This window comes from Flavobacterium collinsii (genome assembly GCF_902804485.1).
Taxonomy (GTDB): Bacteria; Bacteroidota; Bacteroidia; order Flavobacteriales; family Flavobacteriaceae; genus Flavobacterium; species Flavobacterium collinsii.
In genome coordinates this window covers 21,219-45,664 of the sequence record NZ_CADCST010000098.1, presented here as the reverse complement: position 1 = coordinate 45,664, position 24,446 = coordinate 21,219, and the positions used below count along the sequence as shown (strand labels likewise).

At 34.9% G+C, this 24,446-nt stretch carries 15 protein-coding genes; 7 read left to right on the top strand and 8 right to left on the bottom strand.

All coding sequences use genetic code 11. From position 1 onward, the window contains the following. Positions 1–67: 67 nt before the first annotated feature. The 5 genes from FLA105534_RS15120 to FLA105534_RS15100 all read left to right on the top strand — a co-directional run bounded on the left by FLA105534_RS15120 (position 68) and on the right by FLA105534_RS15100 (position 7,943). Positions 68–1,393 (top strand): PDZ domain-containing protein, encoded by a 1,326-nt coding sequence (locus FLA105534_RS15120; protein ID WP_173966958.1) that lies wholly within the window; start codon positions 68–70, stop codon positions 1,391–1,393. A 149-nt stretch (positions 1,394–1,542) separates the two neighbouring features. Beyond that, positions 1,543–4,173 (top strand): gliding motility-associated C-terminal domain-containing protein, encoded by a 2,631-nt coding sequence (locus tag FLA105534_RS15115; RefSeq protein ID WP_173966957.1) that lies wholly within the window; start codon positions 1,543–1,545, stop codon positions 4,171–4,173. Positions 4,174–4,207: 34 nt separating this feature from the next. Further along, positions 4,208–5,143, top strand: a complete 936-nt coding sequence (locus FLA105534_RS15110; RefSeq protein WP_173966956.1) for a PorP/SprF family type IX secretion system membrane protein — start codon at positions 4,208–4,210, stop codon at positions 5,141–5,143. A 10-nt stretch (positions 5,144–5,153) separates the two neighbouring features. Continuing rightward, complete coding sequence (locus FLA105534_RS15105) at positions 5,154–7,319, top strand: OmpA family protein (protein WP_246253250.1); 2,166 nt, start codon at positions 5,154–5,156, stop codon at positions 7,317–7,319. Between the two features lie 138 nt (positions 7,320–7,457). Further along, positions 7,458–7,943, top strand: a complete 486-nt coding sequence (locus FLA105534_RS15100; RefSeq protein WP_173966954.1) for a hypothetical protein — start codon at positions 7,458–7,460, stop codon at positions 7,941–7,943. 117 nt (positions 7,944–8,060) lie between these two features. Here the strand turns inward: FLA105534_RS15100 and FLA105534_RS15095 are convergent, their stop codons facing one another. After that, positions 8,061–8,441, bottom strand: a complete 381-nt coding sequence (locus FLA105534_RS15095; protein ID WP_173966953.1) for a DUF1573 domain-containing protein — start codon at positions 8,439–8,441, stop codon at positions 8,061–8,063. Between the two features lie 273 nt (positions 8,442–8,714). On the opposite strand from FLA105534_RS15095, the gene FLA105534_RS15090 reads away from it, so the two are divergent. Further along, positions 8,715–11,348 (top strand): valine--tRNA ligase, encoded by a 2,634-nt coding sequence (locus FLA105534_RS15090; protein ID WP_173966952.1) that lies wholly within the window; start codon positions 8,715–8,717, stop codon positions 11,346–11,348. Positions 11,349–11,501: 153 nt separating this feature from the next. On the opposite strand, the gene FLA105534_RS15085 is transcribed toward FLA105534_RS15090, so the two are convergent. The 6 genes from FLA105534_RS15085 to FLA105534_RS15060 all read right to left on the bottom strand — a co-directional run bounded on the left by FLA105534_RS15085 (position 11,502) and on the right by FLA105534_RS15060 (position 20,790). Then, positions 11,502–12,125, bottom strand: a complete 624-nt coding sequence (locus FLA105534_RS15085) for a GyrI-like domain-containing protein (RefSeq protein ID WP_173966951.1) — start codon at positions 12,123–12,125, stop codon at positions 11,502–11,504. 167 nt (positions 12,126–12,292) lie between these two features. Beyond that, on the bottom strand, positions 12,293–13,606 hold the full coding sequence (locus tag FLA105534_RS15080) for an APC family permease (protein ID WP_173966950.1): 1,314 nt from the start codon (positions 13,604–13,606) through the stop codon (positions 12,293–12,295). Between the two features lie 184 nt (positions 13,607–13,790). Further along, the gene (locus tag FLA105534_RS15075; protein WP_173966949.1) at positions 13,791–16,061 is read right to left on the bottom strand and encodes a TonB-dependent siderophore receptor; all 2,271 of its coding nucleotides are present in this window, start codon (positions 16,059–16,061) and stop codon (positions 13,791–13,793) included. Positions 16,062–16,316: 255 nt separating this feature from the next. Then, positions 16,317–17,042, bottom strand: coding sequence for a hypothetical protein (locus tag FLA105534_RS15070; protein WP_173966948.1), 726 nt, complete (start codon positions 17,040–17,042; stop codon positions 16,317–16,319). 80 nt (positions 17,043–17,122) lie between these two features. Beyond that, entirely contained in the window at positions 17,123–18,310 is a 1,188-nt protein-coding gene (locus FLA105534_RS15065; RefSeq protein ID WP_173966947.1) for a PepSY-associated TM helix domain-containing protein, read from the bottom strand. Between the two features lie 74 nt (positions 18,311–18,384). After that, positions 18,385–20,790 carry a TonB-dependent receptor gene (locus tag FLA105534_RS15060; RefSeq protein WP_173966946.1) on the bottom strand — a complete coding sequence of 802 codons (2,406 nt, stop codon included), beginning with the start codon at positions 20,788–20,790 and terminating at the stop codon, positions 18,385–18,387. A 110-nt stretch (positions 20,791–20,900) separates the two neighbouring features. On the opposite strand from FLA105534_RS15060, the gene FLA105534_RS15055 reads away from it, so the two are divergent. Beyond that, entirely contained in the window at positions 20,901–21,887 is a 987-nt protein-coding gene (locus FLA105534_RS15055; protein WP_173966945.1) for a helix-turn-helix transcriptional regulator, read from the top strand. Between the two features lie 50 nt (positions 21,888–21,937). Here the strand turns inward: FLA105534_RS15055 and FLA105534_RS15050 are convergent, their stop codons facing one another. After that, on the bottom strand, positions 21,938–24,367 hold the full coding sequence (locus tag FLA105534_RS15050; protein WP_173966944.1) for a TonB-dependent receptor: 2,430 nt from the start codon (positions 24,365–24,367) through the stop codon (positions 21,938–21,940). Between the last annotated feature and the right edge of the window lie 79 nt (positions 24,368–24,446).

Sequence of the window (24,446 nt, the reverse complement as noted above, 5' to 3'; positions counted from 1 at the left end):
TTACGGGTACTTATTAATTTGTAGTAATTATCGATATTTTTAGTAATTTTATCTTAAAATTTTATCAATGAAAAAACATTTCATGTTGTTTTTTGGGCTTTTGACAGCTTTTGCACTTCAGGCACAAGAAGATTTTCTAATTGAAAACCACGCGTCAAAGGTTACCATACCTTTTAAATTAATTAATAATTTGGTTTTTATTCCTATAAAAGTCAACGGAGTAGAATTAAATTTCTTGTTGGATTCCGGTGTTGAAGAAACCATTTTATTTAGCATGGATGAAAAACAGGAAGTTAGTTTTAAAAATGTTCAGAAGATTAAATTGAGAGGCTTGGGAAGTGAAGAAGAGATAGAAGGTTTAAAATCGACCAATAATATATTGGAAAGCCATGGTTTGAAATCAAATAATCATTTGCTGTACGTGATTTTAGATCAAAGTTTTAATTTGTCATCGCATATTGGAATTCCGGTGAATGGTATTATTGGGTATAAATTCTTTAGAAATAATCTGGTTGAGATGAATTATCAAAAAAAGAAGATTATCGTTCATCAAAACAATGAAGAAATTCATAAGAGGCTTAATAAAAAATTTAAAGCCGTTCCTATTACTGTTGAAAGAGCTAAGCCGTATCTTTATACTACCGCTCTTGTAGACAGTGTTGTTGTGCCTGCAAAAATGTTAATTGATATTGGTAACAGTGATGCTTTTTGGATTTTTGAGAATAAAAAAATTAAGCTCCCTAAAAAGAACTTTCCTGATTTTTTAGGAAAAGGTTTTAGTGGTGATATAGAGGGGCATCGTGCTAAAATTGAGAAATTTTCTATTGATGAGTTTAATTTTAAAAATCCGATAGTGGCTTTTCCTGATTCAAGCTCGGTTCGAAATGTAAAAATGGTACCCGATCGTATAGGTTCTGTTGGTGGGGAAGTCTTAAAACGATTTACGTTGGTGATGGATTATGCAGGTAAAACGTTATATCTTAAAAAAAATAGTAAATTTTCGGACCCCTTTACTTACAATAAGAGTGGAATTACAGTGCAGCACAATGGACTTCAATGGGTTCAGGAAACGGTTCATCTGGAAACAGTAAAGGTTGTCAATTCGATAGAAGAAACAGGCTATACGAATAAAAAAAATGATGATTTTAGATATAAATTTTCACTAAAACCGGTTTATGAAATTGTAAACATTCGCAAGAACTCAGCCGCAGAACGTTGTGGATTGAAGATAGGAGATATTATTGTTCGTATTAATCACACGCTTCCTTATAAGTATAACTTACAGCAGATAAATTTACTCCTAAAGTCTGAAGAAGATGTGTGGATTGAATTAGAGGTAGAAAGAAACAGCTTGGTTTTAAAATTCAGATTTAAACTGGAGGATGAATTGTAAAAGGAGTTAAATTCTATTTTTTAAGACAATTAAGGATTGTTATTTTGATCTTAGGTATGTTTTGTAAATATTTAATTATTAAAACAAGCTCTTGGTGTTTAATAAACATTATTATTTTGTTATGTTTGTATAAAAATAATTGGGAGTTTATGGTTAAAAAATACGCTAATTTCTTACAATTTTTATTGTTTTTTATTGCCTTATTGGTTTGGTCTTCAAAAGCTGAGGCCCAGTGTGCAGGTACCGATGCGCAAAAAGTAATTTGTAACATTGAGAATCCAATCAATCAGTCGATCTCTTTGTTTGCCTTGTTAGGAGGCACTCCAACTCCCGGAGGGACTTGGACAGATGATAATAATTTAAGAGGTTTGGATCCTGTTACTGGAATTTTAAATGGACAAATGATACGTAGTGGCGGTGTTTATCATTATACGTATACTGTTCCAGGTGTTGCAGGATGTGTTGATAATAAAGCTGTTGTAACTCTTACAATTGGCGCATATGCAGGAGTTCCTGCTCCTTATGCTACAGTATGTACTTTAGATAAAGTTTTTAGTTTGTTTAGTGCGTTTAATAGTACCGTAATGCGGCCACATTCAAACGGCACCTGGACCAATGCTGCAGGTCGGATTGTAGATTCATCAATATTAACTGCGGGTTTGGAGGGATCGTTTGACTTTACTTATACGGTTCCGGCGGTTACTGCGTGTTCACCAATATCACCGTCTGTAAAGGTCACGGTAACCTTTTTTAAAGCACCTGAACCTGGAAAGCCTAAGGATTTGTTGCTATGTGGAGAAACTGATTTAGACTCTTATACCGACTTAGATTTACATACTTTACTTTCCGGGGAAGAGTTTGGAGGGGAATGGAGAGGTTTGGGTTTAACTTCTGTACGTGATCATAATGTTAACCTTAAACAGTTATACAATACTCATGGCCCGGGAATTTTAAATTATACTTATACTGCTTTTTCATATCCTGATAATCGGATTTGCCCTGATCGAACTTCGGTCATAAGCATTACTTTGGAAAAAAGGCTTGATTTTACTGGTGCAAAAATTGTTGTTGAATCGGATATTTGTGAAGATGCGATTTCCAGGGCTACTTATTTAGCAAAAATTACACAAGGACCACAAGCTATTCCCAATGGGGAGTATAAGGTCACTTTCAATGTTTCCGGTCCAAATGCGGGCGGTGAAACAGTGACAGCGAATTTTGTAAATGGTGAATTAATTTTTCCTGTAAAATCATCTTATTTTAAGCAAGTTGGAGTATTTAATATTAATGTAACTAATATTGTTGCCACTGCCAGTAAAGAATCTTGTGCTAATATTGTTAATAATTTATCCTATAATTTGAGAATTAACCCATTGCCTCATTTAGAAGGAGCTTTGTTGATTCCGGATACTGTTTGTCAAAATAAAAAAACGGTAGTTCAGATTTCAAATGCAATTCAATTAACAGATGGTAATTATGATATTGTTTACAATATAACCGGAGATAATTTTGCAACGGGCTTAACTGCAAATATCACAGCTGTGGGAGGTAATGCAAGTTTTGAAATTCCGGCAAACTTCAATATAAAAAGTGGTGTTTCGACAATAACCATTATCAAAATCACGAATACTTTTACGGGTTGTACTAATGTAGCTAATGCTCAGGGGAATTTAATTATTAATCCTTTACCCAACGCAACAACTCTTGTTTTGCAGGTCGAGAATCTTTGTTTTGGGGCCGCTGTTCCTGTTGCTGTTTCCGGATTAGGAAATTTAATAGACGCTACACTTTTGTATACGCTTTCCGGTAGCAATTCTTCGACACTGCAAACTGTTGTTTTAGCAGTTGCAAATGGAAAAGCATCTTTTATTATCCCTGCAGAATTGATTTTAAATACTGGATCTACAACAATTATAGCCCGTAATTTGAAAAACAATGTTACGTCTTGTGATGTTGATTTAATTAATGTGTCAGACGACTTTATAATAAATACAATTCCAGATGCTCCTTTGGTAATAAGTCCACAGGAATTTTGTGAAGTGGAAGGAGCGACAGTTGCCAATTTAACTCCGCAAGGTGTTCGGTACAAATGGTATAGTTCTACAACGTCAACGACGCCCTTGGCCAGTACTTATGTTTTAAAATCAGAACAATTGTATGTGAGAGAGACTTCTGTTACAAATTGTATATCTGCGCCGACTTTAGTCTCGATTGTGGTAAATGATACACCGGCTCCAACTTTAAATCCGGGAGGAGAAAATTTTTGCGGTTTAAAAAATCCTACTATTGCAGACTTATCAAAAGTAACCAATGTGTCTTCGACTGTTGCTTGGTATGATGCAGAAAATAATGGAAATTTATTAGCGTCGACAACATTACTTAGAGACAAAGTAACGTATTATGGTTTTGATCTTTTGAGCGTAACAAATTGTATTTCGGATAATTATTTAGGAGTTACCGTTTCTTTATTTGATTGTAATCCGGAAGAATTTGCCTTTTTTATTCCGGACGGATTTTCGCCAAATGGAGATAATGTAAATGATACTTTCAGGATTCCGGATATAGATTTTTTATATCCTGACTATACTCTTGAAATTTTTAATAGATATGGAAATATTATGTTTAAAGGAAATAAAAATAAACCCAATTGGGATGGAAGAAATTCTGAAGCAGCAGGTTTTGGCGATGGAATCGTACCAAACGGAGTCTATTTTTATGTTATTAATTTTAATAAAGACAACAGACGCCCGCAACAAGGCCGACTTTACCTGAACAGATAATTTCCTTTTTTATAGTATTTAATATAAGTTTCAAATGAAGAAAGTACTACTTTTTATAAGTTTCCTCTTTTATATCACATCAGCTTCAGCACAGCAGGATCCGGAGTATACTCATTACATGTATAATATGAGTGTGGTAAATCCTGCCTATGCAACAGGAGTTCCTGCAATGATGAATTTTGGAGGATTGTACAGAACGCAATGGGTTGGAGCCGTTGGAGCACCCAAGACTTTTACTTTTTTTGGACATACGGCGTTAAGCGATAAAATTGAAGTAGGCTTGTCATTGGTTTCAGATGACATTGGTGATGGCGCTAAAAAAGAAAATAATTTTTACGCGGATTTTGCCTATGTCTTAAATTTGGGTGGGAAAAATAAGCTTTCGCTTGGACTAAAAGCAGGTTTTACCTCTCTCCAGACTAATTTTAACGGTTTTGTTTTAGAAAGCGGAGATGCTGCTACAGATTTGGCTTTTGCTGAAAATGTAAATGTGACCAAGCCTAATATTGGAATAGGAGCTTATTATTTCAGAGATAATTTTTATGTTGGATTATCCGCGCCAAATTTATTGAGCAACAAACATATCGAAGAGAAATCAGGAATCAATGCTTACGGATCAGAGGTAATTCATACATTTTTAACTGCCGGATATGTTTTTCAAATCAATGATAAGGTAAAACTGAAACCCGCTTTTATGTCACGATTTGTCCCGGGAGCACCTGTTTCTGTAGATTTGACAGCGAATGTTTTATACAATAATAAATTTGAATTGGGAGCAGCCTATCGAATAAACGATGCGGTGAGTGCTTTAATGAATGTAAATGTTACACCAACTTTAAGAGTGGGCTATGCTTATGATCATACTTTGTCGAATCTGGGACGGTTTAATTCTGGCACACACGAAATTATGCTGCTTTTTGATTTAGATCTATTAGGAAAAGGATATGATAAATCTCCAAGATTCTTTTAAAATGAAAAATATGAAAAAACTACTTGTTATTGTATTCGTATTTTCAATACAGTTTATAAATGCTCAGGATTTTGAATTGGTAAGAGCCAAACGTTTTTTTGATAAAACTTATTACAGTGAAGCCATTACGCTATATGAGAAGTTAGCAGAAAACAAACCTTCCCAGGAAGTGATAAAAAACTTGGCGGACTCTTATTTTTATACCAACGATTTGATAAAAGCACAGCGTTACTACAGGCTTTTGATTCAAAATTACAATAATGATTTAGATCGGAATTATTATTTTAGATACGCACAGACTTTAAAAGCAAGCAATAGTTATGAGGATGCGAATTTAGCTTTAAAGGAATATTATGCAAAATCTGGTGTTAGTGATGCTGTTTCTAATTTTGAAAAAGAGCTTAAAATTTTAGAAAATGTTTCTGCAATAGGGAAACGCTATGATCTTAAAAATCTGGCGGTCAATACGCCTAATTCAGAGTTTGGAGCCGTGAAATATAATGATAATCTGGTTTTTGCGGGAGTAAAGTTAAAACCGGGATTGCTTGATAAGAAGTTTAAATGGGACAATGAAACGTATTTGAATCTGGTTACGATTCCTTTAAAAAATAGCAATTCGGTTGATTCTATTGTACATTATTTTGCTAAAGAACTAAAAACCGGTATGCACGAGGCCAACGCAGTTTTTACAAAAGACGGTAAAACGATCTACTTTACACGAAACAATTCGAAGAACAAAAGCAAAAAAACAAACGATCAGAAAATTTCGAATCTTCAAATCTTTAAAGCCGAACTGGTTGAAGGAAAATGGATCAATATAGAATCGCTTCCATTCAATAGCTCTGAATATTCCACAGAGCATCCGGCCTTAAGTGCTGATGAAAAAGTATTGTATTTTGCATCAGATATGCCAGGAACTTTAGGTTCGTTTGATATCTATTCAGTCAATATTAATAAGGGAGCATTTGATACCCCCCGAAATTTAGGTTCTACAATTAATACAGATAAAAGAGAGCAGTTTCCTTTTGTTTCAAACGATCAAAAGCTCTATTTCTCGTCTGATGGACATTTAGGTTATGGGTCATTGGATGTTTTTGTTTCAGAAATTAAGGGATATGAGTACAGTAAGCCTGTAAATGTTGGTTTGCCTTTGAATTCAAACGGGGATGACTTTTCATTTAATATTGATTCCAATACTAAAGAAGGTTATTTTGCATCCAACAGAGAAGGAGGAAAAGGGAGTGATGATATTTATCAAATTAAAGAAATCAAAGATTTAATAGTAGAAGATTGTAAACAATTTATTGCGGGAATCATTACGGATATTGATACAAAATTGCCTTTAGAAAATGCAGTTGTACGTTTGAAGGATTCAGATCTAAAGATTCTGAGTACAACGACAACTGGCGCAGATGGAAAATTTAGTTTTACAGTTGTTTGTGAAAGTGCATTTACAGTTTTGGGCACTAAGGATGGGTATACAAGCGAATCGAGAACAGTGTCTTCGGGAGTTATCAGAGATGCAAGTCATGATGCGTCGATGGCATTAAAATCTTTGGAAGTACTAAAACAAGAAGAAATTATAATTGCGGAAACAAAAAAGAAAGAAGAGTTGCAAATTGCAGAAAGTAAAAAGAAGGAGGAGGAAATTGAAACGAAACGAAGAAAAGAAAAAGAAGCTTTGGCTGTTATTGCTTTAAAAGAAGCAGATAAAAAAGCAAAAGCCGAAGAAATTGTAGCAGGAGAAATCAGAAAGAAAGAAAAAACAGCTCAAATTATTGCGCAGGAAAAAGATGTAGTAAAAGACAATAAAGGAAGATTAATTATTAAAACAGATCCGATTTACTTTGATTATAATTTATGGTACATCCGAAAAGAATCTAAAGTAGTATTGGGTCGTGTGGTAGAATTAATGAAGAAATATCCCGACATGGAAATCGAAATAGGATCGCATACCGATTCAAGAGGTAATGAAAAGTTTAATGCAAATTTGTCTCAAAAAAGAGCCAGTTCGACCAGAGATTTTATAATAGATTCGGGTATTAATGCTAAAAGAATAGTGGCTAAAGGATACGGCGAATCTATACCTATAATAAAATGCCAGCCTGATGAAGCCTGTTCGGAAGAAGAACACGAATTGAACAGAAGAAGTGAATTTGTAATTAAGAATTTATAAATGGAGTAGTTTTGCCAGACCCGTAGGTTCTTAAACCTTTCGATTTTGCTATTATGGTTGAAATTTTAATTTAGAAGCCTTTTTTTTGGCTTCTTTTTTATTTAATTTTATAGAATAACAATGACTAAAAAAATAATTATGAAAAACCTAGTGGTATCCTGCTTGCTTGTGACTTGTATCGGACTTCAAAGCTGTAAAGACAATGAAAATCAGAAAGCGGCCGAAGCAGCTAAAGTGGCTGCTGAAACCATCGTAAGTACAGAATGTTATAAAGCTATCTATGAAAAAGATACAATCGATTTAAAATTAAACACATTAAAAAACGGAAAATTAAATGGTACTATGTCTATGAAAGTTTACGGAGCAGCTGAAAGAGTTGGTGAACTTGCGGGAGAGTTTCATGGAGATACTTTATTTGCAGACTATACTTTTAAAGAGGTTACAAACAATAGTAAAACTTTTAAAAATCCAATGGCATTTTTAAAGAAAGATAAAAAACTTATTTTGGGTAACGGAACCATGCAGATTAGTATGGGAGTGACTTATCTGGTAAAAGACAAACCTATCGATTTTGACCGTGTGAAATATAAATTTGATGCTGCAGAATGTGCTGAAAAAAAATAATAGCCACTCAAAACAAATCCGACAGTTTTAAGAACTTGTCGGATTTAGGCTAAAGCAGATAAAAAAAGCCGTTTCTTTAATTAGAAACGGCTTTGCTATTTTTTAGATCTTATTTTTTTATAAAACTTCACCTTTAATTTTTAAGGCTACTCTACCGTCAGGATAGTTTACGGCATTGGTTTCAACAGTAATTGTTTTACGGATCGGACCGGAAACCATGTTGTATTTTACATCAATTTTACCGGTTTTACCAGGCATAATTGCTGCTGCGGGTTTAGTAACAACTATCGAACTTACGGTAGATTCTGCTCCGGTAATTAAAAGTGGTGCGTCACCTGTGTTGGTAAATTCAAAAGATCTAACTCCGTTGTCACTTTTTGAAATTTTTCCATAATCAATTGTATTGTCTTGGGCTGCAAATTCAATTTTTGGGCCGTTTTGTGCATAACTTATTGTGCTAAACAATACGACTGCAATAAAAGAGGCTACATTTTTCATTTGAAATTTTTTTAAGTTGTAAGTAAATATACATTCTTTTAATTAACACACAAATTATTAATTCGCTTTTTATAGTGTACTTAATTATTTACTTTTGCTGTCAGTAATGATTACAAAAATTGAACCAGTTTTTCTGTTTAATTGTTTAATCGTTCTAACAGTTTAATCGATTGAGGATTAGCGAAAGCTGTGATTGTAGTAAAAAACGATTAAACAAATACACGAATAACGATTAAACAAATAAGCAAATTAACGATTAAACAACCCTAGTAAATGACAATTCCAGCACAATTTGACGCTAAGACGATCGAGAACAAATGGTATGATTACTGGATGAAGAACAACTATTTTCATTCAGAACCTGATCACAGAACACCATATACAATTGTAATTCCGCCACCAAACGTCACAGGAGTCCTTCACATGGGGCATATGCTGAACAATACTATTCAGGATGTTTTAATTCGTAGAGCACGTCTTAAAGGTTTTAATGCCTGCTGGGTTCCGGGAACGGATCATGCTTCGATTGCAACAGAAGCAAAAGTAGTACAGAAACTAAAAGCAGAAGGAATCAATAAAAATGATTTAACCCGTGAAGAGTTTTTGGCACACGCCTGGGAATGGACAGATAAATACGGTGGTGTAATCTTAGAGCAGCTTAAAAAATTAGGAGCTTCATGCGATTGGGAACGTACTAAATTTACAATGGATCCTGATATGTCAGCTTCTGTAATTAAATCGTTTGTCGATTTATACAATAAAGGATTAATTTACAGAGGATACCGAATGGTAAACTGGGATCCGGAAGCTAAAACAACTTTATCTGACGAAGAGGTTATTTACGAAGAACAACAAGGAAAATTATTTTTCTTAAAGTATAAAATTGAAGGTTCAGAAGATTTTCTGACGATTGCAACAACGCGTCCGGAAACTATTTTTGGAGATACTGCAATCTGTATTAATCCAAACGATGAGCGTTTTACACATTTAAAAGGTAAAAGGGCCATTGTTCCAATTTGCGGAAGAGTTATTCCGATTATCGAAGATGAGTATGTTGATGTTGAATTCGGAACCGGATGTTTGAAAGTAACTCCGGCACACGATATGAATGACAAAACGTTAGGAGAGAAGCACAATCTTGAAATTGTTGATATTTTTAACGAAGATGCTACATTAAATAGTTTCGGTTTGCATTATCAGGGAAAAGATCGTTTTGTGGTTCGTAGCGAAATTGCAAAAGAATTAGAAGAGACTGGAGCTTTGGCAAAGACTGAAATCCATTTGAATAAAGTTGGAACTTCCGAAAGAACCAAAGCGGTAATCGAACCAAGATTATCTGATCAATGGTTTTTGAAAATGGAAGATTTGGTAAAACCGGCAATTAAATCAGTTTTAGAAACCGGAGATATTAAATTACATCCAAAACGTTTTGAAAATACTTATGCACACTGGCTAAACAATATTCGTGATTGGAATATTTCTCGTCAACTATGGTGGGGACAACAAATTCCGGCTTATTATTATGGAGACGGAAAAGAAGATTTCGTAGTGGCTGAGAATATCGAAGATGCTTTAAAATTGGCTCAAGAAAGAACATTCAACAACTTACTGACAACATCTGACTTAAGACAAGATGTTGACGCCTTAGATACCTGGTTTTCATCATGGCTTTGGCCAATGTCAGTTTTTGGTGGAATTATGGACCCGGAAAGTGCAGATTATAAATATTACTATCCAACAAATGACTTGGTTACAGGTCCGGATATTTTATTTTTCTGGGTTGCCAGAATGATCATTGCAGGTTACGAGTACGCAGGTGAAAAACCATTTACAAATGTGTATTTAACCGGTTTGGTTCGTGATAAACAACGTCGTAAAATGTCTAAATCATTAGGAAATTCTCCTGATCCGTTAGATTTGATCGATAAATTCAGTGCCGATGGAGTTCGTGTAGGATTGCTTTTGAGTGCTTCTGCCGGAAACGATATTATGTTTGATGAAGAATTATGCAATCAGGGGAAAGCATTTTCAAACAAAATCTGGAACGCTTTTAAATTAATCAAAGGATGGGAAGTTTCTGAAACTATTCCACAACCGGAATCATCAAAAGTAGCTATCGAATGGTATGAAGCAAAATTGCAGCAGACTTTAGTTGATATTGAAGATAATTTTGAGAAATACAGAATTTCAGATTCATTGATGGCTATTTACAAATTGGTTTGGGATGATTTCTGTTCGTGGTTCCTAGAAATGATTAAACCCGCGTACCAACAACCAATTGATAAAACAACGTTTGATAAAGCAATCGAAATGTTAGAAAGTAATTTGAAGTTACTTCATCCATTTATGCCTTTCTTAACAGAAGAAATTTGGCACTTAATTGCAGACAGAACCCCGGAAGAAGCTTTAATTGTTTCGACCTGGCCGGAATTAAAACCTTTCAACGGGAGTTTAATCTCTGATTTTGATAGTACTATCGAAGTGATTTCAGGAATCAGAACGATCAGAAAAGATAAAAATATTCCGTTTAAAGATGCGATCGAATTGAAAGCAATCAACAGTGAGAATATCACAACGTATTTTGACTCTATCGTTACGAAGTTAGGGAACATTTCAGCTTTCGAATATGTTACAGCTAAAGTAGACGGAGCATTGTCTTTCCGTGTAAAATCAAATGAATATTTTATTCCGATTACCGGAAGTATTGATGTTGAAGCTGAGATTGCTAAACTGACTGCAGAGTTGGTATATACCCAAGGTTTCTTAAAATCTGTTCAGGCGAAATTATCGAACGAGAAATTTGTTGCCGGAGCACCTGAGAAAGTTTTGGCTAATGAAAAACAAAAAGAAGCTGATGCTTTGGCAAAAATTGCTACAATCGAGCAAAGTATTGCCGGATTGAAATAGTTAGCTTTACGATTATATATTTAAACCCGACAGATTTTTGAAAATCTGTCGGGTTTTTTGTGTTTAAGTTTTTTGCTACGAATTCTCGAGTTACTCATTTACTCACAGATGGTAAAAAATAAAATTCGGGAATTCGTGGCTTTTAAAAATAAGTTATTTTACAGGTTCTCGAAGTATGGTTCTCAATTTTTCAGAAGCTGTTTTTCGAAAGTCAGATAAATAAATTTCATGGTGTAGGCCATTTTGTTCCAGCTGATGTGCTGTAGAAAACTCTTGTATTTTTTTCAGTGTGTGAGGCTCATTTTCAAAAGGTCCGATATGAAGAACTTGTATTACTTTGCCTTCAGTCATCTCATAAAATTCAATTGATTTCGCCCGTTCGATTTGTTTTTTATTGGCAGTATTTTGAATGGCTTCTTCTGTTTGCTCTTTAGTTACGAAATTCGGCATTCTGATCATAATTCTGTAATCCCACTCACTTCGGGGTATTTTTAGCGGAGCTTCATCCATAGAAATGCCTTTGTATTTTTCAGTATCAAAACTCCACAAGGCTTCCAGTTTTGGAACAACAAAATCATTATTTACGGCTTTCTGCATAAATTTAATGGCATAAGCAGTGGCATACAAGGCCTGAATGTTCTCTAAGAATTCTTGTCCCGAAGGATCACCTTTTCCTGTAATCGATAGGTAATTTGTTTTTTCAATATAAACTATCTCGGGATTAGTTTTAGCAGTGTAGTATACTTTGTCGGTTTTTGTTAAATCTAGTTTGCTCATCTTTTTAGTTTTATTACAAATTAAATCACAGAATGTGACAACAGTATGTCAGCAGAAATATTCTACATCTTTTTTCTTAAAAAAAATAGCCACGAATTAACGAATTGTTTGTTTTTATAGATGGTAAAAATAAAATTCGAGAAATCGTAGCGATTAAAAATAAGCCGTTATTTTTTCTTCCTCAAAACCAAAAATACAGGATAAGAAATCAAAGTGAGAACAACGATTATAGCAAAACCTTTTGGATCGCTGAAAATAAATCCTATTAATAAGGCAATCGAGGCTACAAAGGCAAATATTGTCGTCCATGGATACCAAAAAGAATGATACGGACGAGGTAAGTTGGGCTCGGTGGCTCTTAATTTTAAGAGAGAAAGATAAGCTAATCCCCAAACGATAATAGAGATAAAGGCTGCGAAAGAAAATAATACTTCAAAAGAGCCAATACAAATTAAAAATAAACTGAAAAGCGACGAAACTAAAAGCGCTACGATTGGTGTTCCACCTTTATTTACTATTGTTCCTTGTTTGAAAAAGAACCCGTCACGACTTAATCCGTACAGGATTCTTGGAGGAATCATCATAAAAGCATTTAGTATACTGATTAATGAAAAAATGGAAATTACCGTAACAATAATAGCTCCGTTTTCTCCAAAAAGGATCTTGGCAACGTCAGCTGCGGCTAAATTTGATTTTGCCAGGGTTTCAATTGGTAAAACATGAAAGAAAGCGGCGTTAACCAAAACATAAATAGCAACAACTAAAAAGACACCGCTGTACAATGATTTGGGAATATTTTTGTTGGGGTTATCATTTTCTTCGGCAAAAAAGCAAACACTGTTCCAGCCGTTGTAAGTCCCGATGATCAACTGCAATGATTTGAAAAAGCCGAAGATTAGTCCAATTTGAAAGAAAGAATTGTCTGTTTTGATTTTAGGGACTTCATAGCCTGTATACATAAAACAGGCTATGACCAAGGCTACAAAGCATATTACTTTTAAGAAACTGGTAATTTGCTGAATGACGCTGCCGTTTTTTACACCACTTAAATGAATGAGTACAAAAGCAAGTAATAAAGAAATTGCCATCACGGTAGAATAGTTCGAGAGTACAGGAAACAAAATAATAATGTACTCACTAATTACAATACAATAAAAAGCCGGTGGTGTTACATTGACGATAAAATCAAACCAGCCGGAAAGAAAGCCGGCATATTCACCAAAGGCTCTTTTAATATAGTTATAGGAACCTCCTGCTTTGGGTAACATTGTGGAAAGTTCTGCATAGGAATTGGCTCCTAGCAAAACATATAAACCTCCAAAGAGCCATGAAGCAATAATGAACCAATAATTATCGAGTAGGGAAGCAATGCTGCCGGGTGTACGAAGAATTCCAACGCCTATCGTTCCTCCAATTAATACAGCAATATTGAAACTTAAGCCAAGACTTTTTTGCAATTGATTTTTTTTAGCATCTGACATATATCGGAGTTTTGTTTTGGTGAGAATTTTTGTGGAACAAAAGTAATACAATCGGATTACTTTCTTTAGTGAAAACAAAAAACCTCATCTATTGTAAGATGAGGTTTTCTGTTTAAAACCAAACTTTTTGTTTTCATTATTGAAATGCAGCAAAAGTCTGGAGGGTAAAATATAATTCAAAATTTTAGAATTTATATTTTAAGCTTGTCAAAATTTGACGAGGTGCAATTGGGTTGATACTGTAATTTTCGTGAACAGTATAATTCAATTCATTTGTAATATTAGATAATTTACATAAAACAGAGAATTTTCCCCACTCGTAACCTACAGAAGCATCAATAGTTGTGTAACCTTCGATAGGAATATCTCTGTCTCTAATGGTAACAATGTAAGCAGGATTTGGTTTTGGATTGGTAGGTGTAGGCTTAACAGCTGTCCATAAATAATCATCGTTCCAACCTCCTAAACGGTTACCAATATAGTTAGCAATTGCTCCAAATGAAACTCCTTTAAACATTCCTTCTGGTACTTTATAGAAGAAACTTAGGTTGGCTGTATTTTTAGGTGTTCTTACAACCTGATCTCCCGCTACAAAACTTCCACTTGTTCCTGAAGTTTTAGTATAACGCATATCATTATAGCTATAACCGGCAATAATATTAAGTCCTTCAATAGGTGTTGCAGTAACATCAATTTCAACCCCTTTACTTTTAGTAGCTCCACCCAATACTTTAATGTTTGAATTCACATTTTCAGTAACACCATCAGCTAGAAATGGTGCAGTTTGAGCCAAATTACTGTTTGATATTTGGTAAACCGTTAAGTTTGTACTTAACAAGCCCTCAAAGAATTCTTTTTTAATACCTGCTTCGTATTGGTCAATGATAGATGCTTCAATTGTTTTGTTGTCAACCGTAAATCCTGTATTTGGTGAAAACGAGTTCGAGTAGCTGGCAAATAATGAGGTACTTTTTGTTGGTTGATAGATAATACCCACTTTTGGAGAGAAAGCATTGTCCAGTTTTTTAGCACCAACTTCAGCCTTTGCATTTTCCGGAGCGACCGTTTGAACTTTTGTACCGGTGTTATAAGTTTCTTTATAAGTGGTAGCTTGGCCTTCTTGCCATGACCAACGAATACCTGCTAATACTTTGACTTTTTCTGTAATCGAAATCAGATCCTGAAAGTAAGCCCCAAAACGATTGGTTTCTGTTTTTAGAATTTGAGTCGCTCTTGCATTTGGAATATCATTTTTTTGTTTTGACGGATCAAAAGTAAATAAATTGATAGTGTCATAATTTGCCGGATCAAAAGCATAAGTGTATCCGGTAGCAAATGAATTTTCCCAATCAACACCTGTATATACTTGATGTTTTACTGATCCGGTATTGAAATTTCCTTGTAAGCTTAATTGGTCGCCCAATATCTGCTCTAAATTTTTATTTTGAACTAATGCTCTGGTCCAGTCGCCACTATTGGTTATATTGGACATCTGAGCTGTAGATTTTTGAGTTCTATCATAACTTTGGAAAGAGCTATTAAAGTTTAGTTTCCAGTTTTTATTGAAATCATGGTTTAATAAAACCGAAGCACTTGCTGATTTTGTAGTACCATTAGACCAAAGTGATCCGTAGAATGCATTACGAGGTAAGTCAAGAATTTGTTTTCCAATAAGTCCTGTTCCAAAATCCGGAGTCCAGTCTGCTGTTAAATAATCCCCTTGTACCGTAATTTGTGTTTTTGGATTGATGATAAAAAGTAAAGACGGGTTTACGTATACACGTTCGTTTTTTACTACATTTCTGAAGCTTTCAGAGTTCTCGTAAGAACCGTTTATTCTAAAAGCAATTGACTTGCTAAGAGGACCATAAAAATCGAAAGAAGGTTTGTAGAACGCATAACTTCCAATTTGCATCGATACCTCACCACCTGATTTAAATGAAGGTGTTTTGGTTACCAGGTTTAAGATACCTCCCGGTGCAACGTTTCCGAACAATAAAGCCGAACCTCCTTTTAAGAATTCAACTTTCTCCAGACCGGAAACATCAGGAATGGAACCTGAATTGTAACGGAATCCGTTTTTAAACATATTGTTGGCAGACATGTCATATCCTCTTGAGAAAAAAGATTCCTGTGCACCACCACGAGCAGAACTTACATAAACACCATTCGCGTTTTTAATAACTTCACTTAAACGAATGGCCTGTTGTTGTTCGATTACATCAGAACTAATAACCTGTATGCTTTGTGGGTTGTCCATTGGTTTTAATCCTGAACGAACTGCAGTAACCGGTTTAGGCTCTCTATTGGTTTTAATTAATACTTCATTTAGTATTTCTCCTTTTTTGTTTTTTACCGTATCATTGGCAGTTGAGGCTGCCTCGTCGCTTGAATAGTTTTGACTGTAAGAAGCAAAACTTATAAAGGATAATGCAAGTAGTAAATTATATTTCATGTCGCTTATTTAGATTTAATAAAAATAAATTTTTGCAAATGTAATATCGAGATACGGTCTTAACAAAATTTTCAGAGTTTTTCTAGATTAAAATTTCATTAGAATAGTCTTAAGATTGGCTTAAGATTTTGCTTTTATAAATTTTATTAAGTAAAGAAGAGAGGGTATAAACGATATTTTAGGTTAAAAAAAGCCTTGCTCATTACGAACAAGGCCCAACTAACTATAAAATGATCAAATAATGAAAGGACTATATTATTTAACGGCAATTAAATAAGTTGCCATCTTCCAGATTTCGTTGTAATTTTTACCATTATGTTCTCCGGCAGCTTTTTCGGTATAAGCAAACTCTACCATATAATTTCCTGACCAAAGCGGTGTAAAAGAGATTTCTCCTTTGTCATTGCTCCATAATTCTTTTTCCCAGCCATTTGGAGCAATTACTTTTATTTTTTGTTTTTTAGCCGCTGCGCCTTCATACAAAGCATTGATGTTTAGTACTGTTTTTTGCTTAGCCGCTGTCACTTCTTTAGCAAAGACACTAATGATGTTTGTATTTGCGGCAGCATCATTTCCTTTTGCGGCATTGCCAACGGTAACCGTTGCGCTTGAATTGTAATCTAATTTCATGGTACCGTATACATCTTTTACAGTATGATGCATCACTACCGTATAAACGCCGTCCTCATCTGGTGTAAAAAAGGCCTGATATTTATTTTCTAAGGCAGTAGCGGTAAGTTTTGTTTCTTTTTTTGACGGGCTAATTACAACCAGTGAAAAATCTTTTAAATCTGAAAACCATTTTGCTGAAGCTGTAATATCATTATCTGAAAATTCTCCAAAGAAAACAGATATTTCCTGAGCTTTTCCTTTAGCTCCCAATGCTTTAGTTTCGATCCACAAGGCATGAGCAAATAGAGTAGGGCTGGCAATTAACATTAAAAGTAAAAATGTTATTGATTGTAAAGTTTTAGATTTCATAATATGCAATTAATGAGTTAATAATTTCGTATCACAAATGTAAAGTTTAATATTAGTCTGACAATATTTATTTAGAATAATTATGAATAATTGCGTTTAATAGTCGGATTTGGTTTTGTTTTTTTCTTTTGGCGTCCGTACCAGATTATAAAGCCGGTGACGGGCAAAAACATACAGATCAAGCCTACGATTAGAGTAAAAACTTTTCCAATCCAGCCTGCCCAAAATCCAATGTGAAGATTCATCGTCATACCGTCAATTTCTAAACCTTTGATTACTTTTGATGGTATTTCTATTTCTTTACCGGTGTATTTGTTGATAGAGAAGGTTCTTCCGTTTTCAATTCCTTTAAGTCCTATCTTTTCAGCTGCAACAGCAAAATAGCTGGTAATACTGTCTTTTCCGGCCACAGACAACCGTACTTCCTGTATCGTTTTATCTTTGGCATAAAGATTCTTCAAAATAGTATTCAAAGGCATTACAGTTTTGGTGGAATCATAATCCGGTTTTATTTTGCTCATCGTTTGGAAAGCATGTGGGGTACCATTAAAAATAGCATGTGTGGCTTTGTTTAAAGGAGTATTTACTATAATCAATCCGGTAATTGTGATCATAAGAGCCGGAAGTAAATTGTAAAATCCGGGAACGTTATGCAAATCATAATTAAGTCTTTTAAAACTAGCGTTCGTTTTTATGGTAAAACTTTGCTGTCTTGTGGTACGGTTCCATTTTTTAGGCCACCACAGAATAAGTCCTGTGATGAGTTCGATAAGAAATATCCAGACTGAAATTTCTACAATAAGGTGACCAGCTTTGCCAAAAGGTATTTCGCCACTGTGTATGTGAGCGATGATATAAAAAACATCATAGGCACCTCCGGAATCCAGAATTTTTCCTGTGTAAGGATCAATCCATGAAAATTGTAACTCCCTTTTTTTGGTTGCCGATGCGATTTTTATGGTTCGCTTAGTATCGCGATAAGTAACAAAATAAGTTGCTTTGCGCTCCGGACGCTGTTTTTTGAATGCAACTAAAACTTCTTCGGGAGTGAGTCTTTTTTCCTTAACCTCTTTTACATACTGTGAATTATAAGCCAGTTCATCAATAATGTCATCACAAAAAATGAATAGCACTCCTGTCAGGGCAACAATAAAAACAATTAAACCGGAACCAAGCCCCAGCCATAAATGAAGCCAGTGGTTTAATACACTCCATTTACTTTTTTGTTTGATTTTCTTCTCTTTGGTTCGAATTGGATTTTTGGTCATGATATAAAATAATAAAAACCAAGCCCACAACTCTTTGTATAGTTGTCAGGCCTGGTCATAACTAAATTGAAAAATTAAATTTTAAAGTTAACTCCGAATAAAAAGGTTAGTGGTTTTTGCGGCTGACCATAACCATTGTAATATTCTTTATCAAAGAGATTGTCGATTTTCATGCTCAGTCTGTATTTCGGCTGATCGTAGAACAATAAACCGTCAAAAACGGTATAACCATTAGAACTGAAAGTGTTGGTATCGTTCATGAAAATTTTACTCACATAGTTACCTCCGAAACCAACTCCAAGTCCTTCAACTTTACCTTTTAACACACGGTAACTCATCCAGAAATTGGCCATTTCCTCAGGAGAATAATCTAAGTTGTTACCAATGATTGCCGCATTTGAAGCTTTTACAAATTTTGCGCTGTTTTTTGTGTAACCTGCCACTACGTTGAAACCCTGAAACGGATTGGCAATAATTTCGGCTTCAAAACCTTTACTGCTTTTTTCTGCATCCTGAATGCTGTAGGTATTGGCTCCTTCAATAACATTTCGTAAGCCGTTTTTAATGGCGATTTGGTAATAACTTACTGTGGCGACTAATTTGCCTTCAATAAAATTGAGTTTCGTTCCAATTTCCCATTGATTTGCTTCTTCCGGATCAAAGTTTTCTATTCCAGTTTTACCTAAAGCAGGAGCAATGTTCGAGAATCCGTTTTGGATGTTTGCAAATACAGAGAATTGATCTACCAGTGGTGCATATACAAAACCGGCCTTCCATGCCATTGTATTTTGGTTGAACCAAGGACTGGTGACAACCCCGTTTGTTTTAATGCTTTTCTGAAAATTTCGATCAAAACGCAATCCTCCAAGGAAAGTGAATTTTTTATTGAAAGTGATGGCATCTGACAGGTAAATCCCTAAATTGTTAGTTTCTGTTTGTGTATTAGCAACCGATGCATTTACGGTTTTTAATTTGTCATCCCAGGCTTCTTCGGTCATTGGCGGCACAGCTCCGGTAGTTACGTCAATCTGATCGTATTCGATAAACGGACCGCGATACAAAGCACGCTGATAATCATCATACATTGTGGTATAGGTACCACCGACAACAACTTTATTTTCAAATTTTCCAAACGTATGAATGCCTGTAAAATCTTGTTGAATTTGATTTGAACCTGCTTCACGCGGATGATATTCGATGAAATTTCTTTGCAGCATTTTATCTGTCATCATCACCAGTCTGATGTATTTTCCATCCGTATCGATAGACGATGAGGTATATCCGGTTTTTGAAGACCAGTGATCCGTAATTTTATAATCAATTAAAGCTCTGAAGGTTCTTGAGAACATTTTGGCTGCCATGTTTCTGCTGTGGTACGAAGTATTAAAATCCCATTTCAAATCATCCCATGAATTGTTTTTAGCAATTAGAGCCGGACTTACCCCTCTGGCAAAAAATAAATTTCGGTCGGTTTTATATAATTCTGCATCCACCAAAATTGATAAACGGTCGTTTACCTGATAAGAAAAAGAGGGAGCAATTAAATAATTTTTTTGGAAAACTTCCGGTTGGAAACTTTGCTCAGAATGATAAGCTCCGTTGATACGAAACAAAGCCGTTCCGTCATCGTTTAAAGTAGTATTGTAATCAGCAGTCAGACGATTTAGGTTCCAGCTTCCGGTGGTGTAACTAAGTTCAGCTTTTTGACCATTAAAAGGACGTTTTACAACACGATTCACAACACCTCCATAATTGGATATATTATTAAAAGAAGAACCAAAAAATACGGCAGATGGTCCTTTGATTACTTCAATTCTTTCAAAGTTTTGTGGATCTATGGGCGCTCGTACATAAGAAACCATTCCGTCACGTAAATAACCGTCAGAACGGAAACCTCTTAAATAAGCAGACACATTTCCGTCATTAGTCTGTACATAACCACCACCCGTAATACTTTTCATTGCTGTTGGAAAATCAGTAACCAATTGCTCTTTTAGAAGTTCTTTTGTAACCACGGTGTACGACTGGGGAGTGTTGATGTTACTTAACGGCAGTCTTGATACAAATTGTGTTTTCTTCTGAGCAAATTGATTTTGGCGCTGTGCGGAAACTACCACTTCACGAAGCTGTGAATTGCTTTCTTTCATGAAAATATTAGGCAAAACCTGATTAGTCAGTTCTACTTTTACGATTAATTCCTGAGATTCAAGTCCTAAAAAAGAAAAGGTTAGAGTGTAGTTTCCAAAGGGAACATTTTTAAATTCGTAATTACCATCCTGATTGGTTTCAACGCTGAAATTAAGTCCACTTAAGGTAACATTGATATGCTCGGAATTAACTCCATCGGCTGAGGTTACTTTTCCTTTTATTGAGGCATTTTCCTGCGCAATAATTTGATTAGAAATGAAAAATACCACCAAAAAACTGAGTTGTAAAATCTTGTAATACAATGGATTTTGTTTGTTTTTAACAAATGACATATTATTCTTATTTAGATTGATTAAAATTTTGATAATTTTACGCAAAAGTATAGTATAGAGGTATCGGCAAAAGCCGTAAAAAGGATTAAAATAAACGCAAAAGGAATTATATGAAAAGTCAGTTAAGAAGCGAAATTTATGAAGACGGAGTGCTGCTCATTGACAATCCTATTCCGTTTAGTGAAACCTTAATTGAAGAGCGAAAAGAACATAATTTTAATGGCATAAAAGGAGTCTTAACAAGTATTACATTAAATGGGGTACAACTGGAATTTAAAGATGTAACAATTGCAAAAGATTTCTATTCGGTAGCTGTAGAACATGATTTCTCGTTTATAAAACTGCACTTTGAAATAGAAGGGGATAATGAATATTGCCCTGATAATAAAAAAGAAAAAAGAATCTACATTCCTCAAGGACATTACAATTTCTTCTATTTACCAGTAATCAAAGGAAACCTGAACTTTAGGACTCAAAAAAGAAAAACGGTCGAAATAAGTTTTACGACAGATTATTTGCAGCAATTGTTTCACTCTAATTTAAAAGAAGCAATTCCGCTATTGGCTGAAGCTATTGAGAAAAAAACTGCCTTTCTGATGTGGGATAAGAGTCGGGTGATTTCGCCACAATTGCAAAAAATAATAACCGAAATAACAGGCTGTACTTACAGTGGAGTTATTAAAAAAGCTTTTTTGGAATCGAAAGTAGTAGAGATAATTTCGTATTTGTTTACAATCATTAATGAAAATGAAAACAAAGAAGAATTGGCAGAATTAAGCCCGTATGATTATTCTAAGATCATAGAGCTGGAAACCATTCTAAAAAGCCGATTTAGAGAGAATCACAGTCTTTCCGGCCTTGCTGCGAATATTGGACTAAACACTTTTAAATTAAAAAAATATTTCAAGCAAATTTACGGAGTCTCGGTTTTTGCTTATCTGACTACGATAAGAATGGAGTATGCCAAAAAGTTAATCGTAGAAAAAGGATTCGCGATTGCTGTTGTTTCAGAAGAGGTTGGGTATAAAAATCCACAGCATTTTACAGTAGCATTCAAAAAGACTTTTGGCTATTTGCCCAGTAAGCTAAAAAAATAAAAAGAGGCTAACTTAAATTAGCCTCTCTTTTATATTCAGAGAATAGTATATTAGAATTTGTAGGCGAAACTCGCGACAATATTCCTTGGTTTTTGCGGATTTAGGGTTGACCATCCACCATTAAAATAATCTTTGTTGGCAATATTGTTGATGTTAAAGGCTACGCGAAATTTATTTGAATTGTAGAAAACAGAACCATTAATAACAGTATATTCCGGTAATACAAATTTTCCGGTTTTAGAACTGTCCAAAATGGCATTTTCACTCGCATAATTTCCTCCAAAACCTAGACCGAAATGCTCGAGTGTACCTTCTTCAAATTTATAAGTTGCCCATAGATTTATGAGGTTTTTTGGGCCTGACCAAAATGGCCTTTTGCCTTGTTCCAGCCAAACATTACCAACATCACCTTTTGTAATTTTGCTGTCGTTATAGCTGTATCCAGCAATAATACTTAATCCTTTTATTGGTGCGGCATTTAAATCAAATTCAAAGCCTTTGCTTTGCGCTTCACCACCTTGTGAACTGTACAATGGGTTGCTGGTTACCAAATTGGCTACATTAATATTGTAGTAGCTAATAGTTGCGTTTAATTTGTCTTCAAAAACATTTGCTTTTACACCAAATTCCAATTGATTGGCATGTTCCGGTTCGAAAGTTTTGGTTCCGATTAAATTACCATCAGTATCATAATTTACGGCTGGTGCAATGTTTCTGAAACCATTCATATAATTGGCAAATACAGATAATTTGTCTTCAATTGGCTGGTATAACAACCCGAATTTTGGCGACAAAGCGGTTTGTGTATAATCGTCATTTTTATTTTTGATATCACCTTTAGTATCAAAATAATCTACTCTTAAACTTGCCATCGCTAACAGTTTTGATGTAATATTAAGCACGTCGGAAGCATATACACTGTAAGTAGCGTCCTGCGGATTAAAGTTTCCTGCCGGTCTGTTTGCCAGTAGTTTGTCAACAGATGTTTGCGTTAGATAATAAGGGGCGGCAGGGTCTAATTGTCTCACTTCGCCTTGTGCGGTAATGTTGTAAAGACGGCCATAACCGGAACCTCCACTCATTACATTTCTTTCAAAATAATCAAGACCAGCCACAAGACGATTGCGCATGTTACCAATTTTGAAATCTCCAATAAAATTCTGCTGAATATCAGTCGTTACAGTTTGTGATTGTTCTTTGGTGATATTAAATCCAAAATCTTTATTTCCGTTTTCATTGTCATAGATATAACTGTAATAACCTCTTGATTTTGATGAACTTCTTGATAAAACAGTCTGTGAAGTCCATTGCTCAGAAATTTTATAGGTCATCTGTCCCTGAAGGCTATATCTTGGATTTTTTATTGATAGATCGTTGCTGTAAAAAGATAAATCGGTATTATAGTTTAATTCGGCTAAGTTAGCATATTGCAAAGCAGAATCTCTGCCTAAAAACAGCATTGACGGCGTTGTTTTTTCTTCCAGCATTAATTCCGTATTGATCAAAAAGGAAAGCTTATCGTTTACTTTGTATGAAAGGGAAGGAGCTACAAAAAATGAAGTACGAAATCCGGCATCCTGAAAACTATTTTCAGTTTGATAAGCAGTATTAATTCTGAAAAGAACATTATCTGCGTCGTCCAGTGGAGTATTGATGTCGGCAGTCACTCTGTTTAAACCAAAACTTCCGGCCAGATAAGATACTTCGCCTCCAAAACCACTGTAGGGTTTTTTGGTAACGGTATTAATAAGTCCGCCGTAGCTCACTAAACTGCTGCCAAATAAAGTTCCGGATGGACCTTTTATGACTTCGATGCGTTCAACGTTTGCGGGATCTAAACTTCCGTTTGTTAAACCCGGTAATCCGTTTACAATATTGGCCTGGACTTCAAATCCACGAAGACTATAATACGAACCACCATCGCCGCCACGACCTGTAGATTCCCATAATTTTTGAATTCCGGGTACATTTTTTAAAGCGTCTTCATAATTTGTAATGGCTTGTTCCTTAATTAATTCAGAAGAAACAATGTTGTAAACCTGTGGATTTTCGACATTTTTTAAAGGCATTTTTGAAACATAAGTACTTTGCTTAGGAAAAGTTTTTCCTCGATTATTGGTAATGATTACCTCTTTTAACTGTTTGTTTGAAACCTTCAACTGTAAGTTAAGTGTTGTAGTTTCATTGATCGAAACAATTACTTCCTGTTCCAGAGTTTCATAACCGGCTAAAGAAACTTGCAAAGTGTAGGTGTTTGGTCTTACTCTGTTAAATTCAAAAGCACCGTCTTCATTACTGGTGGTACCGTGTTTTGAACTTTTAAGGATAATGTTAACGCCAACAGCCAGTTCGCCATCAGATGTTGTTATTGTTCCTTTAATCTTTCCGTTGTTTTGCTGAGCAAAAGCACTGAAAGAAAAGAGTAAAAAGAGATAGATTACGAATTGAGAATTTTTAATTCGTTTTTCAAAGTTGTTCATGATTTTTTTGATTGGTTAATGTTATCAGTGAATAATTGCGGGAAATTAATAAGGAACTGGTTTTCTTTTAAATGCAAAC